Genomic DNA, 15556 nt, shown 5'->3' with positions numbered 1-15556 from the left:
TTTGTGAATGGAAAGAATTGTTCGTTTTTTTAAATACCTATTAAAATATAGGAACAGGCTTGTTGATCATGTGATGTTTTATATGAGCATGATCTGTGCGTTGCTGACCATCACACATATTGGATATATTACCGACAGCGGTGTTGCCAAGACCACGGAGTCGTTGGTGTTGGGGTCGTTCTACCTTCTATTCGTGCTTGTTGGGATACGTACTACTGCTGCGGTCCTGGCCAGGCGCAAGCTCAATAGTTCCCATATTTCGGGGCTGCTGCTTACGGCGTATTTCCTGCTCATTGTCTTCTGCCATATCAACCAGGTGGAATATTTCGCGAAGAATGAGTGGGTTTATTTGGGTATTGCGGTAGTTTTCCTCTCGGAGCTCTCGCGCAGCAGTTTGTTTTTTGATAATTTATATTTCAATCCAACGATCTTATTTGTCATCAGTTTCCTCGCCTTGATTCTATTGGGTACGGTGCTACTGATGCTGCCGCGCACGACACTGGAGGCACCACTGAGCTTTGTCGATGCTCTATTTATGGCGACCAGCGCGGTATGCATTACCGGCTTATCGGTGACCGATATTTCCACAAATTTCTCGGTATTCGGTCAGTCGGTGATCATGCTATTGATACAAATTGGTGGGCTGGGTATTATGACCTTCACCGGCTTTTTTGGCTACTTCTTCTCGGGCGGCTTTTCCTATAAGAACCAGTTGATGTTTGGGGAGATCTTGGGCGAGAACAAACTTAATTCGGTCGTCTCTACGCTGCTGACAATTATATTTATCACTCTATTTTTCGAACTTCTGGGCGGTATCTTTATTTACTTTTCGCTGGATGCAAAGCTTTTTGATTCCAATGCAGAAAGGGTCTTCTTCTCGGCCTTCCATGCAATTTCCTCGTTCTGTAATTCGGGCTTTTCAATTCTGCATGGTGGTATTACGCACGAGGGCTATCAGCACAATTATGCTTTTCAAATCTGCCTAGCGAGCATCTTTATACTCGGAGGCTTAGGCTTCGGCACGGTGTTTAACTTTTATTCGTTCTTAAAAAATAGAACGCGACAGGTAATACAAGAATGGATTCTGCGTAAGCCGTTTATTCATAAGCCGCGAGCAATAACGTTTAACACGCGCTTTGTGCTCACGTGTAACGCGATCGTGGTGATTGGCGCGACCCTATCGTATTATTTTTTAGAACAGGGGCATACCTTGACCGAGCATGCGAGTGCTTCCGGGGAGTGGGCGACGTCGTTTTTTATGGCGAACTCATCACGCTCGGCGGGATTCAACAGTGTGCCGGTCGGGTTTGTTAGCGGGCCGACACTCATCATGTTGGTCACTTTGATGTGGGTAGGTTCCTCACCCGGATCTACTGGGGGCGGGGTGAAGGTGACCACGGTTGCTGTCGCGCTCATGAATATTGTCGCTTTAGCACGTGGGAAGGATTCCATCGAGGTATACCGTCGCCGTATTGCTCCGGAATCGGTCAATAAATCCTTTGCGATCATATTGCTATCGGTTTTGGTGATCGCGTTGAGTTTCGTGCTGCTGACCTTTGCGCAGCCCGATCAACAGATGAAGATCCTTCTTTTTGAGTCGATATCTGCCTATACAACGTGCGGATTAAGCCTGGGAGTGACTCCGTCGCTTTCTGCTGCAGGAAAGATTATCGTTGTCTTTACAATGTTTGTCGGCCGTGTAGGCACACTGACATTACTGGTTGCATTCATCAAGAACACCAAGAACAAGAGTTATATTTATCCCTCGGAGAAGATTTTGTTTTAGATATGAAGTATATAGTATTAGGATTAGGCCATTTCGGACGCTCGCTGGCTATTCATTTAACAGAGCTTGGGCATGAAGTTATTGCGGTCGATAAGAATTTAAGCCTCGTTGAACAACTTAAAGATAAGATTACCCATACGGTATGCATGGATTCTACCGATCGGGAGGCTATGACCTCGCTGCCGCTCAAAGATAGTGATGCGGTGATTGTCGCTATCGGAGAGGATGAAGGGGCTTCACTGTTGAGTACAGCGCTGATTAAAGAGCTTCAGGTGAAGCGTATTATTGGCCGCGTTGTCTCTGATCTGCAGAAAGCGGTGCTGCAAGCCATGCAGATCGATGAGTATATAATGCCTGAGGAGGAGACGGCCGAGCGTTTGGCCCTGCGACTAGATAATATTGATATTATCGATTCTTTTAAGATTTCCGACCGCTATAGCATTATTGAAACTAAGGTTCCTACCCGTTATGTGGGTATGACGCTTGAGGAAGCGGATTTGACGAATCAATTCAAAGTTATTGTGCTCACTACCGTGCAGAATATCACCACGGTGGTTAAAGGTAAAAATGTCGAGTCTAAAGAAGCCTCCGGCATCGCTAAGCGCGGGACGCTCTTAAAGGAAGAGGATATGTTGGTACTATTTGGTGAGATGTCGGATATTAAGCGTATGCTCGAAAAAAGTGATTAGCGTCACAGGATCAGTCCAGACAGGACGAATAAAAAAATCCGCTTTAATAACATTTAAAGCGGATTTTTTGATTATTCGTGGGACGGCGGCGGGTTATTTGTGCGCTGCAGCCTTACCTTTCTTTTTGTTTCGCCTGTGAATCCATAGCACGGCGAATAGACCGAGAATCAATACGATCGATGCAACTAGCGAGACGATATTGGATATGCGTACGGATGCTGGAGCGAATATAAATTCGATCGTGTGGTTCCCACCAGGTACTTGTAATGCGCGAAGCAAATAATCGGCGCGGATGATTGGCACCTCGCTGCCATCGATGTACGCTTTCCATCCCTTATCGTAGAAGACCTCGGAGAATACGGCGAACGCATCGTTCGGGGAAGTCGACTCGTATTTTAGCGAGTCTGGATGATAGGATATCAGCTTAATATCGGCGTTCCCTGGTGTCCCTAATCGGGCGGGGTTTAATTTATTTCTAAACTCTTCATGTACGAAGGCTTCCTTGGTAGGGTTGAAGCTGCTTATCGCTTGCATTTCCTGCGCGTTGTCTTTCACAAATGTAACGCGTTCCACAAACCAAGCGTTACCTGCTGCCGTACTTCGACGTTGAATTTGCTCCGCGCCATTTTTTTGGTTCGCAGTAATCAAGTAGCGTACGTTGAACATATCGAGCACATCTTCATTGATTGCGCCGTTAAATTGGTGCTCTAGTACTTCTTGAAAGCGCATCAGTTTGGCAGCGTGGTAGCCGCCAAGGCTTTTGTGGAAGTATGAAGCGCGTGCGTCCGAAAAAGGATTTGTCGTTAAGTCGAGAACACGGTAGCTGGGGTCTTTATCCAGGCGTATGAGCTGGTCGACTTCCCGTTCGGCGACGTGACTTTTTGCCGCGCGCTCGTCCAGGAAGGAGTCGTCATTTAAATAGCGTTTATCGACCGACCAGAGGTCGCCGATGATGATCACCGCGAGTATACCGAGACAAACAGAGGTGGTGATTTTCTTTTTAACGAGGAGCCATACCATGCCAAATGTAAGCAGCACGATGAAAAACGAGCGGTATGCATCGTTGCTGGCCATATCCGCACGGTCTTTGATGAGCGCACTGGCCACTTCATTGCCGACTTGGCGGTCACCGAACTGCTGGCCGATGGTCTGCACGAACTGCTCGTGTGTCGAGTTTTTGAAATCAAGGAAAAGGCTAGGCATTAGGCCTACGAGTAAGCAGAAGCCACCAACAGCGGCGAACGTATACAACACTGTTTTATCGATATTTTTGATTTCGCTGGCCCGGGTAATAAGCTCATTAAGGGCTAATATCGCCAGCAAAGGAATCAGCAAGGCCGGTATGACGAGTATAGATTCCACTGCCCGGAACTTGTTGTACATCGGAAAGTAGTCAAAAAATAAATCAGATATGAGTGGGAAGTGGCGGCCAAAGGCTAAAAATATAGTGAGTAGCGTGGCGCCAAATATCCACCATTTTATCGATCCGCGCACGATAAACAGGCCTAGTACGAAAAGGAAGACGATTCCCGCGCCGAAATACCAAGGGCCGGCTGTGAATGATTTTTCTCCCCAATAGGAAGGTAGCGCCTGCTGGGCGATTTGTATGGCTTGCCCTTCTTGCGCGCCTACTTTGACTAAAAATTTGACGACCTGAGAATTTTCATCGAAACTGCCTCTTGAACTGCCTCCATAGGCATTAGGGATAAGAAACGTGATGTTCTCGCTAACACCCTGGCTCCACTGGTAGGCGTACTCCTTGTCCAGGCCCGTGGTCTGATTGGGGTCTTCTACTTTTTGGATGTTTGCTTTTCCGCGCGTGGTGAGCTTGCTGAACTCATAGGTAGGGAAGAGTACCGATGCATTCACCAGCACCGCCAGGAGTGCCGATCCGGCGAGCAGGGCCGACGTTTGTAAGAAACCTTTGAGCTTTTTCTCGCGAATAGCGTGGTAGAGCTCAACACCTAAATAGACTAAAAGAGCGATAAATAGGTAGTAGGTTATCTGTATGTGGTTGGTCCGTATTTCTAAGGCAAGAAAAAGGGCAAGTAATGCGTGTCCCCAGAGCTTGTTACCGCGGTAAGACATGATAATCGAGCCGACAATCGGCGCCATATAGGCGATCGCATAGGCTTTGTTCAGATGCCCCGCTTCGATATAAATAAAGTTATAGGATGTGAAGGCCACGGCGATGGCGCCAAGTGCGGCAAGCCAGGGCCGGATGCGTAACACAGAAAACAGGAAATAACCGCCCAGGAGGTACATCAGGACAACGTCTGTAGGTACAGGAAATACGAGGCGGATCGTCCTTCCTAGGTAGGAGGCAATGTTGTAGGCGTGCTCATACCAGATTTGATAGGTCGGCATCCCTCCAAACATGGAGTTGGTCCATAAGGGCGCGTGTCCGTCGATCGCTTTGTAGTCGAAGAGTTCTTTTTGACTACCTTCGGCCTGCACGACATCATGCTGGGCGAGCATCTTTCCACCGAAAATGGGTGTGAAATAGAAAAACACCAGCACAATGAAGATGGCGATAATAGTTAAATGCGTCGAGTTGTCCTTAAACCACTGTTTCATATTACGATAATATTTTGCTGTTATGGGCTGTGCGGAGCACACCGTGTGGATGCCCTGGAGCAGTCTTCTTGGTGATTTCCAAAAATCAAACGATGATTTCAAGCCTTGCAGAGCCAAAAATATACAAATGATTTGATTTTTTCACTATTAATGACCTATTAACCACCGGGGCTTAAAATAGCTTCAGCTGCGGATCGCTCACGCGGAATGTTTTGCGGTGATGGGGGCTTAAACCATGCGTTAAAACGGCGCTGCGGTGCTTTATTGTCGGGTATCCTTTGTTGGAGGTCCATTCATAATGGGGGTAATTGGGCGCTAGATTATCCATATATTCATCGCGGTATGTTTTGGCCAATATGGATGCGGCGGCAATAGACAGGTATTTGCCATCTCCTTTTACGATACATTCGTGGGGAACTTCGCGGTATGCTTTAAAACGATTTCCGTCCACCAAAATAAATTCAGCCGGGGTATGTAAAGCGTCTAAGGCGCGGTGCATGGCTAGGTAAGAAGCATTAAGGATATTTATATTGTCGATCTCTTGCGCCGAAACGCTTGCTACGGCGTAGGCTAGCGCTTCCTGCTCGATCACACTCCGCAGGGATAGTCGCTTTTTCAAGGAAAGCTGCTTGGAGTCGTTGAGTAGTGGGTTACTGTACTCGGGCGGGAAGATCACTGCAGCGGCAAATACGGGGCCTGCCAGGCAGCCTCTGCCCGCCTCATCGCAGCCAGCTTCGATACATTCTTGTTGGTAATACGAAAGTAGCATGGAACGAAAGTACAAAAATTATTGAACCTTCTTGCTCTGTGCGTCAAGGCAAATGAAGAGCACAGGCACAGAACGTAACTTATTTGTTACGAATGGCCGTTTACACTAATTTACATTTCTTCTATGTTGTTTTGTTTTGTGATTACAGAAATACCATTTCAGGCCGGTTATAGCGACAAGAAAGCTGGCGCGAGGCTTCGAGTGCTCCTCGCTGTGTTGTTTGTTTTTCTAGCGTTCTCGGGCTGGGCTCAAAAAAGAGTGTTCGTGCATGCCCAAGCTATGGACGAACTGGTGATCGATGGTGACCTCTCGGAGTGGAGTGGCGAACTGCAGCCTGTTTCAGACGACGATGATTTTTCCTACGGTATTGCTCAGGATGAGAACAATATATACCTAGCGCTATTAATCCAAGATAACTTATTGCAAAGTAGAGCGATGCTTGAAGGTATTTCGATTGAGCTGGATGCTAACGAAAAAAGAAAGAAGGACGCCCTTTTTTGGTTTCCGTATGCCGATGATGAGGTGCGGCGGGCTTTGATGAACGAAGAGCGCGACCGTGATGATCCCTTGGCGCTCAAGCGAGCGCTTATGGAGCGCTCGCGTGGATACCAGGTCTTTGGCTTTTCGGGCGTGCCCGAAGGGTTGCTGGCGGCGAAGAATAGCTACGGCCTTATAGCTAAAGGAATGATTGTAGATAGCCTGGCTATCGCCTTTGAAGTTGTGTTGGCAAAAGAGCGCTGGGATTTCAACAAGCAGTCACTGCGGATGAAAGTGGAAATTCATGCAGACCGATCGGCCCTTTCCAAGCGGCGCGGCGCGAAGGCTTCTAGCACGGTTAATGTCTTGCGGACAAGAGTTAAAGCAGGCAAGGCCAAGCGCGAGCCGGTAAGTAAGGTGCTGCTGGCTGTCGAGTTATAAAAAAGAATACAAATAGAAAGATGAAACATATTTTTACATGGATGTATGGTGCTGCATTATTGATGGCTTTTTCGGGCGCCTGGGCGCAGTCGGGCAAATCGGTGCAGGGGATGTTGCGCGACTCGGAATCTAGAGTGATCGCCGGCGCTTCGGTTACGCTAATTAGTAACCAAGATTCGTTGGGCACCAGTGCCTCGCAGGCGGGGATCTTTAACTTCACGGGCGTAAGGGCGGAAGCCTTCACCATCAAGATAAGCAGCTTGGGCTTTGAGCCTTTCGAGCGGTCCTTTACTTTTGAGCAGGGGCAATCTAAAATGGTCATTCCATCTTTTGAACTTAAAGGTATCGAGAACATGTTGGAGGAAGTTGTGGTCGATGGCGTTGTTACGGTGCAGGTGAAGGGTGACACCGTGGAGTATTCAGCTAAGGATTTAAAGCTAAGAACTGGCGCTGTAGCGGAAGATGCTTTGAAAAAGTTGCAAGGCGTTGAAGTGGATAAGGATGGGAACGTGACTGCTCACGGGGAAACCGTTACACGCGTGCGGATCAATGGAAAGGATTTCTTTGGGGGCGACGTGAAAACGGCAACACAAAACCTTCCTGCAAATATTATTGAAAAAATTCAGGTGGTCGACGATTATGGCGATATGGCCAATGTGACGGGAAATAAAACGGGCGATTCGGAAAAAGTACTGAATATCCAGATTGACCCAGAATATAACAAGGGGTATATGGCTACGCTACGGGCAGGCTATGGTACCGAAGATCGCTATCAGCTGACCGGTATGTGGATGGGTATGACCGATAAGACGCAGATATCGGTGCTTGGAAACTTGAACAATATGAACGCCCGGTTATTTGACTTCAGCGCTGTAGGCGGTGGTTCTCGGCGGCGCGGCGGCGGCGGCGGTCGCCGTGGTGGCGGTGGATTTGGTGGCGAGGAGGGACTTACCGAGACGGGGTCTATTGGCGTTAATTTCCGTCATGACTTCAGCGACAAGCTTAAGGTCTATGGTAGTTATTCTTACGGGCGCGATGATAATACGACCCTTTCTAGCACCATGACGGAAAACCTTGGCCTATCGCAGACCGAGACGGCTGAAACCAATGCCAATGCGATACAGGCCAGTCACCGTTTTGAGGGTAATTTAGAGTGGAATATCACTGACAAGGATTATTTGAAGTTAACCCCGCAGTTCGGGTTTGATAACAATACAGGGCAAACCGCGCTCGACAAAAGGATCGAATTTGATGGTGCGTTAAACAATACCCAATACCAACAGACCAATACAATTACCGACGCTCCGCGCTACAGTATCAGCGGGCTTTATAATAGAAAGCTTAACGATGAAGGTCGTAACATATTTTTCAATTTTAACTACGATAACGCAGTGACAGAAAATGAGTTTGACCGGACCCTTGATAATATTGTGGCCGATCAAACGGACCCTAATGCCTCATTAGATTCCATTTATGAGCTTACCATGCAGCAGGTGAACAACAAGAGTTGGAATGCTGGAGGTAGTGTGAATTACACTGAACCTCTTAGTGAATTTGGTCGTTTAGAGTTTAACTATGACCTAAATGTCAACGATTACGACAACAAGAATAAACAACAAGGTTTCGACCGGCTGGGGTCTGTTATTGATGATCCGATGCTTAATTTTGATTATAACTACGACTATAGTTTTACGACCCACCGTATTGGCGCGAGCTACCGGTTTAGTAACGATAAGATCACGTATGCTATTGGGGGTGCGGTGCAACCTTCGGTGCTAAGCGGTAATGCGCTGAGCGCCTCTGAATCGGGGGAGATTGATCGTAAGTCGTTTAATTTTGTCCCTATTGCGCGATTTGAGTATAAGTTTTCGCGCCAAAAGAACATTAGTATCAATTATTCGGGCGAGGCCACTGAGCCTACGGTTACGCAGATCTTACCTTTCGAGGTTAGTACCAACCGCACTAATACGACGATTGGTAACCCGGATCTTGCCCCAGCTTTTGAACACCGCTTACGAATTCGATACCGCTCTGGAGATTTTCAAAAGGGGAATGTATTCTTTGCAATGGCTAATGCGAACTTGACGACCGATAGGATTGTAGGATTCAATAAAATGTATGCAGACCCTACGGTTGGATCTTTTCAAGAAATTCGTTATTTAAATGCCGATGAGAGCACTTACGGAGCGAATGGATTCTATCATTTCGGGAAATCGATTAAAAATAAAACTTACAGCATTAACTTTATGGGGGGCATCACTTACAATAAGAACCTCTCGTACGTTTCCAACGACAAGGATGCCGTTACTGGTGATAAGAATATTGCCAACAACTGGGTATTTATGCAGGGATTGATGTTTCGCTATAACCCTTCCGAGAACTTGGAGATCAATCCGGGAGTGCGTTATTCGTATAATCATACAACCAATACATTCTCTGGAAATTCCGACCGCTCGGTACAGTCTTGGGCACCGAATATTATCGCTTCAGTGAATATCACGCCGTCAACTATCGTTGGTGTTGACGTGGCAAAAACATTCAATAGCGGGTACGGAAGTTTGAATGCTAACCCATTTATTATTAACAGTTATATTGAGCAGCGGTTCTTAAAAGACCAGCGCGGCACGCTTCGTCTTCAAGGGTATGATTTGCTTAATGAGCAAACCAATATCTCGCGCACGGTATCCGACTACTACATCACGGATACGCAGACGAATAGATTGGCTCGATACTTCATGTTGACGTTCACCTTTAAGTTGCAGAAGTTCTCGGGCGCGGCCCCCTCAAACGAAGGCCGGTTTCCAGGCGGAATGCGCAGACCGCGAAGGTAATATCGATAAGGACTTTCACGATTTAGTTTATAGTTGCAGTTGATAGTGTGCAGTTGTAGTTCGACCAAAAGAACTGCAGCTGTTCCTTTTTAATTGCGTAACTTTGTCTTTTGGATTTTTCACCGCTGTAGACGGGGTGAAAAAATTCCCGAATTGAGATAGTATCAGTTAGTTACCGGCGGCTTTATTTACTTGCCGCGTGGTATATTTAAGAGTAATTTTTGAGAACGAATATATATGGAATATGAAATTATTCGCTTGGATAACGGTATCCGCGCGGTATTTCACCGACAGTCCTCACCCATAACGCATACCTGTCTTGTTGTCAATGCAGGTTCGCGCGATGAAAAAGAGGGAAAATATGGCGTTGCTCATTTTATTGAGCATCTTCTTTTTAAGCAAACCGAGCGCCGCTCGATGCAGCAGATCCTTAACTATCTGGAGTCTGTAGGGGGAGATTTGAATGCCTATACGACCAAAGAGTATACCTGTATTCACGCCTCGATTCTAAAGCCACACCTCTCGCGAGCGGTGGATCTGTTCGAGGATATCATTTTCCATTCTACTTTTCCGCAAGAAGAAATGGAGAAAGAAAAAGGGGTTATTGCCGATGAGATGGCTTCTTACTTAGATAGTCCGGAGGAATCTATTATTGATGATTACGAAGACTTGATCTATAAAGGATCGGGCTTAGGACACAACATCTTGGGACTCGAAGAAGACTTGAAAGGCTTCCAAGAGAGCGATCTGCGTGAGTTTATGCGCGATAATTATAATACGGGGGAAATTGTCATCGGTATAACCGGAGACTACGAACTTGGGGCGGTGGAAAGAATGTTAAGGCGATATTTTGGACCCGTGGTAAGCAACACACCTGTGCGCTCACGCGGAGCAACATTACCCGTCATCCCGCAACACGTGCAGGTTGACAAACCCATTAACCAGGTGCATTACATGCTCGGCGGGCCCGCTTATGGTATACACGATGAGCGTAAAACCGGCTTGTTGCTCTTAAACAATATGCTTGGTGGCTTCGGGATGAGCTCAATTTTAAACCTATCCATCCGTGAGAAATACGGTATTGCATATACGATCGAGTCTAACTACTCCCTGTTTGGCGACACGGGGCTGTTTACTGTATATTTGGGTACTGATCCGGAAAAGGTGGAACGGGCTAAGAAGCTTGTATTTAAAGAGCTTGACAGGCTCAAGGTGAAAGGCGTTAGCGAAGGCCAACTCAAGAAAGCAAAACATAAGTTTAAGGGACAGATAGCGCTTGCCGAAGAGAGTAGGATGAGTATGATTATCGCGGCGGCTAAAAATGTGATGGACTACGACAGAGTGATTTCTTTAGCCGAGGTATTCAACAAAATTGATCAGGTAAGCACCGGTGATCTGCTCGATGTGGCACGCGAAGTTTTTGATGAGGGCAAACTGAGCTCCATGAGTTTTCTTCCCGAGGATCAGGAGTAGTTTTTATGACGATTCGTTACCGAATGTATAAATCCGGCAAAAAAAATTATATTTTTGGCCGATAATAAATATTTTATGAAGACAGCATATGTATTTCCAGGTCAAGGGGCTCAGTTCGTAGGAATGGGGCAAGACCTTTATAACTTGAATGAACAGACAAAAGCATTGTTTGAAAAAGCAAATGATATTCTGGGCTTCCGTATTACTGATATCATGTTCTCGGGCACCGAGGAAGATTTGAAGCAAACGAATGTCACCCAGCCAGCTATTTTCCTGCATTCGGTCATTTTAGCCGGTGCTTTGGGCGAGGACTTTAAACCCTCGATGGTTGCGGGCCACTCTTTAGGCGAGTTTTCTGCGCTTGTTTCTGCCGGAGCTCTTTCCTTTGAGGACGGGCTGAAACTCGTTTCCCAACGGGCTAACGCGATGCAGAAAGCATGCCAGGCGCAGCCTTCCACGATGGCGGCTATATTGGGGCTAGATGATGAAACTGTTGAGAAAATTTGTGCGCAGGTCGAAGAGGTTGTCGTACCGGCAAATTACAATTGTCCGGGACAGTTGGTGATCTCCGGATCTATCGAAGGGGTTGATAAAGCGTGTGTTCTATTGACTGAGGCAGGCGCCAAAAGAGCCTTGAAATTAAACGTGGGGGGGGCATTCCACTCCCCGCTGATGGAGCCCGCGAAAGTGGAGCTGCAAACGGCTATCGAGTCCACAGAAATTAAGGCGCCGATATGTCCTATCTATCAAAACGTAGACGCTAAGGCTTATACGGACCCTGCTGCTATCAAGGCGAACTTGATCGCGCAGCTAACGGGCGCTGTACGCTGGACGCAAACCGTGCAAAATATGCTTGCCGACGGTGCGGAGGCCTTTGTGGAAGTTGGTCCGGGTAACGTGCTGCAAGGATTAGTCAAGAAAGTTGACCGCAAGGTGTCGACATCGGCAGCAAAAATCGGCGAATAAAATAAACGTAAACGGTTAGCAATAGATCGAGTTCCCATAGGGAACTCGATCTATTGCTTCTAGTTGATTTACAGGAGTGAAAGTTTAAACGAGTGAGGCTTTCCCTGGAACTCCCCGGTGTTAATATCGAAAGAACCTATGGAGGATTTGGTTAAAAATAACCAAATACCATGATATGTCACCGAAAATTTAGGTGGAAATTACGCAAAAATATTCCTCGCTGTTGGATTACTACCTATAGCTCCATTGACTTAGAAACAGCATAAGTGTCCTCCAATAGTATGTATTCTATTATCTTACCGTTGTAAACTTTAAAATGGATAAAAAAGATAGAAGTTACAATTTTGTCAGTTCTCAACATCTTAGTCGTGAATACGCCCTTTAAGATTACTTCATCTTTGTCGAACAAAACCTTATGAATCTCAGCCGAGATCGGCTCGGTTTCTTTCCAAAGTAACTCGAAAAATGATTCCACTTCAGATTTGTTCTTTCTTATACCGAGCCATTTTAGGTCTCGAGTATTTCCTGGTATTTCCCAATTGACTTCTTCTGCAAAAAGATTTATAAGATTCTTCAAATCCCTTTTATGCATATAGTTGAGAAAGTCATTAACTATTGTTTTTATCATATTCATTTTTAGATTTGATGTTGCGTTTTAGTTTGTAAATAAGCCATCAAGCCGACCCAACCAGCAACGGCGAGAATTGTGATTGAGCCAACCATGCTAATAGATGGAAACAACCATGCAGATATAAAAATACTTGACAATACCCAAGAGATATCCACACCGATAATAAGTTTTACCCAACCTTTATGAATCGGGTTTTTAATTGCAGTTAGAAAGACAAAAAGGGAAAAAAGGATCAGAAAATCACCTACCCAAACAAAGGGAACTGCGTTGTTTGTCTTAAATAGAGTTGCGACAATATCTGATTTGAGTGCAAGTAAAACACCAGTAATTCCTGAGCTAACCGCGTTAATCATTAAAACATTTTTTAGTAACATAAGCTTTTATTTGTTTAAACAAAGTTATTTTCCAACTGCCTGCTTATCGTTATCTTTACATGACATTGTATGGGTATTTCACGCCAGCGGATGCTAATTTGATAGGCACGCTTGCACATATATATTATGAATTATAGACAAGTATTTTTACAAGCATTATTTCTATTTTGTAAAGAAAGAGGCTTAGATTCAGCGAAGTTGGCGTCTCTTTCGGGCATTTCATATCACGAACTGTGTACATCTTCCACCTTTAAAATTTCCAACCATCAGTTTGAGAGTATCTGGAAAAATATTGTACATCTTTCCAAAAATGACTTAGCAGGGTTTCATTTCGGAACAACGATGCAGTTAGCGGCACTGGGCGTTGTAGGGCAGGTTATCCAGATGAGTAATAATGTAAAAGAAGCTCTAGAATTAGCTTGCAATATGGTTCATTTGCTCACCGATTTTTATGGTATTCGTGTTGATGAAAAGGAGAGCACGTTTACTATCACTTTTGAAAAAATTAGTGGATTTAGCCATAGTCCTACTGCACAACATCAAATGGGCGATTTTCTAATTGCTTTTACACTTTACGAATTGAAAGGATTGCTACTTGAAAACCTTAAACCTATACGGGCCAGTTTTCCAACATTTAAAATGCAGCATAGGAAAGAGTACGAGACTATTTTGAATTGCCCAACAAAAAAAAGTGACAATTACATTTTAGAGTTCAACAAGAACCATTTGAAAACCAAAATCATAACCGCGAATTATGAAATTCAAAGGTTGTTAATTGAGAAGGTCTACAAATTGCAAAACCCCACATCTATGCATGGCAGCCTTTCTACAAGGGTTTTTAACTTTTTAATTGCGAACTCTTATCTATATTCGCTTTCGATAGAATCTGTATCGGGGAATTTTAACGTCAGTGTAAGGACACTCCAACGACAACTTAAACAAGAGGGTGTCTCTTATATTCAAATCGTTGAAGAAGTTCGAAAATCATTGGCAATTCATTACATCACAAACAGCTCATCTTCTATTAAAGAAATTTCTAATATTTTGGGTTACGCGGAACCTAGCGGATTTGTTCGAGCTTTCAAAAAATGGACGGGTACAACGCCTAATAAATACAAAAATAGTATTGAAGCTGTTTAATTATTCAATTAAGACCGAATCTGATTTTAGGAAGTACTCGGTTTAGTCCCAGTTAGATTTTTCATTTCATCAAATGTTCAACTCCCGTTTAAGAGTTATATGTATGTTGTCTATGCTATTCGAATTGGAAAGCGAAATGTTTTGATTTTAAGATAGCACGTAATGTTTTCTTTATCTTATTTGTCGGATGCAAGCTAGGGGAGTTTTACTTTAAATACGTTGTAAGGTAGTTCGGTGCGATTGATACCGTTGTTCCACTGTGGGTCTTGAGCGAGCTGCGCGCATGAAAAGTAAAGGTAGCCGTCGGTACCGATTCCGAAAGAATCTGGCCATAGCAGGCGCGAATCTTGAACTAGCGTATGCAACTTCCCATCGGGTGTGAGGTATTTTATAGCGTAATCTAATGAGGTTGTGAGGTATATCTTTCCTTGTTTATCGGCGATTAATCCATGCGTTACTCCGACCGACGCTATGTTTTCAACTTTTTCTTGCAATTCTTGTGCACTTAAGGTGGTGTCGGCAAGGTACTGCGTCTGAATGCGGAACAAATTAGTATTGTTGATCGGTTTAAAATAGAGGTATTTGAAGTCGTGCGTCAGGGCGATACCATTCACGTTTGAAACAAATGGATTACCGCTCTTATCGCGCATGGGTCTTCCTTTGTAGCTGAGCTCCACCGAAGGGTCGGCAAGCGTGGAGGAGGTTTTCTCCAAAACTCGACGCGTATTTCCCGTTTTCAGATCGAGCACAATAATCGCTGCCAGTCCAGGGTCGGAGAGGTAAGCAAGGTTTTTTTGTAGATCCACGCGGATATCGTTTAATCCGGCGAGGGACTTATTAACATCATCAAAGGTGTAAATCCGCTCTAGCGAATTTGTTTTTGTATTTATCTTAAGTAATTTGAATTGCCCGTTCGATGTTTTGGCTGAGGAGCCAAAAATCGATCCCGAGGAGGATGGCTTTGCATCGAGAACCCATAGATAATCTTGCGCATCAACAAATAGGTCCTGAACATTCACAAAGTGATCTTTTGGATCTCCTTGCTTATTCCACTCGGCATTGGGGTAGGGTACGCGCTTGCCATCTACTATTTCTGTTAACCCAAACTCGTAGTTTTCGCCTTGTCTGGGGAAGGAGACAAATAGTCTGTTCGCGGAATTTACGCTGACACCTATTGGGCGGTATTCCCCTACTGATGCAGCAACGATTAATTTTTCGCTGTGGTATTGTTGGGCAAATGTGCTCATACTTATTGCGGTTAGCAGTAGGGTTAGTATCAATTTGTTCTTTTTTACGTCGTGCATCATGCAAGGATTTCTGTATTCTCGAATTTAAGGGGGCGGTTTCCGGGCGCCCTTCTGATTAATAAAGCTTAAAATTTTGAAGATGTTTTCTTAAAGAT

General features: G+C 45.0%; 12 protein-coding genes. 7 read left to right on the top strand and 5 right to left on the bottom strand.

Annotated features, from left to right (window positions below; all coding sequences use genetic code 11):
- Positions 1-7: 7 nt before the first annotated feature.
- Together FM107_RS02315 and FM107_RS02310 are read left to right on the top strand one after the other, a co-directional pair.
- The gene (locus FM107_RS02315) at positions 8-1786 is read left to right on the top strand and encodes a TrkH family potassium uptake protein (RefSeq protein WP_256959291.1); all 1779 of its coding nucleotides are present in this window, start codon (positions 8-10) and stop codon (positions 1784-1786) included.
- Between the two features lie 2 nt (positions 1787-1788).
- Positions 1789-2475 carry a TrkA family potassium uptake protein gene (locus FM107_RS02310; RefSeq protein WP_086946898.1) on the top strand — a complete coding sequence of 229 codons (687 nt, stop codon included), beginning with the start codon at positions 1789-1791 and terminating at the stop codon, positions 2473-2475.
- Between the two features lie 93 nt (positions 2476-2568).
- On the opposite strand, the gene FM107_RS02305 is transcribed toward FM107_RS02310, so the two are convergent.
- Positions 2569-5052, bottom strand: a complete 2484-nt coding sequence (locus FM107_RS02305) for a YfhO family protein (RefSeq protein ID WP_086946897.1) — start codon at positions 5050-5052, stop codon at positions 2569-2571.
- A 172-nt stretch (positions 5053-5224) separates the two neighbouring features.
- The gene (locus FM107_RS02300; protein ID WP_086946896.1) at positions 5225-5821 is read right to left on the bottom strand and encodes a ribonuclease HII; all 597 of its coding nucleotides are present in this window, start codon (positions 5819-5821) and stop codon (positions 5225-5227) included.
- 123 nt (positions 5822-5944) lie between these two features.
- On the opposite strand from FM107_RS02300, the gene FM107_RS02295 reads away from it, so the two are divergent.
- From FM107_RS02295 to fabD, 4 genes are all read left to right on the top strand, one after another.
- Positions 5945-6739, top strand: coding sequence for a hypothetical protein (locus FM107_RS02295; protein WP_086946895.1), 795 nt, complete (start codon positions 5945-5947; stop codon positions 6737-6739).
- Positions 6740-6759: 20 nt separating this feature from the next.
- The gene (locus FM107_RS02290; RefSeq protein WP_086946894.1) at positions 6760-9570 is read left to right on the top strand and encodes a TonB-dependent receptor; all 2811 of its coding nucleotides are present in this window, start codon (positions 6760-6762) and stop codon (positions 9568-9570) included.
- A gap of 237 nt (positions 9571-9807) precedes the next feature.
- On the top strand, positions 9808-11043 hold the full coding sequence (locus tag FM107_RS02285) for a pitrilysin family protein (RefSeq protein ID WP_086946893.1): 1236 nt from the start codon (positions 9808-9810) through the stop codon (positions 11041-11043).
- 75 nt (positions 11044-11118) lie between these two features.
- On the top strand, positions 11119-12009 hold the full coding sequence (fabD, locus tag FM107_RS02280; RefSeq protein ID WP_086946892.1) for an ACP S-malonyltransferase: 891 nt from the start codon (positions 11119-11121) through the stop codon (positions 12007-12009).
- A 235-nt stretch (positions 12010-12244) separates the two neighbouring features.
- Here the strand turns inward: fabD and FM107_RS02275 are convergent, their stop codons facing one another.
- Together FM107_RS02275 and FM107_RS02270 are read right to left on the bottom strand one after the other, a co-directional pair.
- Positions 12245-12637, bottom strand: coding sequence for a nuclear transport factor 2 family protein (locus FM107_RS02275; protein WP_179204381.1), 393 nt, complete (start codon positions 12635-12637; stop codon positions 12245-12247).
- A gap of 8 nt (positions 12638-12645) precedes the next feature.
- On the bottom strand, positions 12646-12993 hold the full coding sequence (locus FM107_RS02270) for a hypothetical protein (protein WP_143559403.1): 348 nt from the start codon (positions 12991-12993) through the stop codon (positions 12646-12648).
- A 147-nt stretch (positions 12994-13140) separates the two neighbouring features.
- On the opposite strand from FM107_RS02270, the gene FM107_RS02265 reads away from it, so the two are divergent.
- Positions 13141-14154 carry an AraC family transcriptional regulator gene (locus tag FM107_RS02265; protein WP_086946889.1) on the top strand — a complete coding sequence of 338 codons (1014 nt, stop codon included), beginning with the start codon at positions 13141-13143 and terminating at the stop codon, positions 14152-14154.
- Between the two features lie 194 nt (positions 14155-14348).
- On the opposite strand, the gene FM107_RS02260 is transcribed toward FM107_RS02265, so the two are convergent.
- Positions 14349-15401, bottom strand: a complete 1053-nt coding sequence (locus FM107_RS02260; RefSeq protein ID WP_218778904.1) for an L-dopachrome tautomerase-related protein — start codon at positions 15399-15401, stop codon at positions 14349-14351.
- Positions 15402-15556 lie beyond the last annotated feature (155 nt).

It is taken from the genome of Sphingobacterium sp. JB170 (assembly GCF_900163865.1).
Taxonomy (GTDB): domain Bacteria; phylum Bacteroidota; class Bacteroidia; order Sphingobacteriales; family Sphingobacteriaceae; genus Sphingobacterium.
This window is presented reverse-complemented; position numbering and strand designations above follow the sequence as displayed.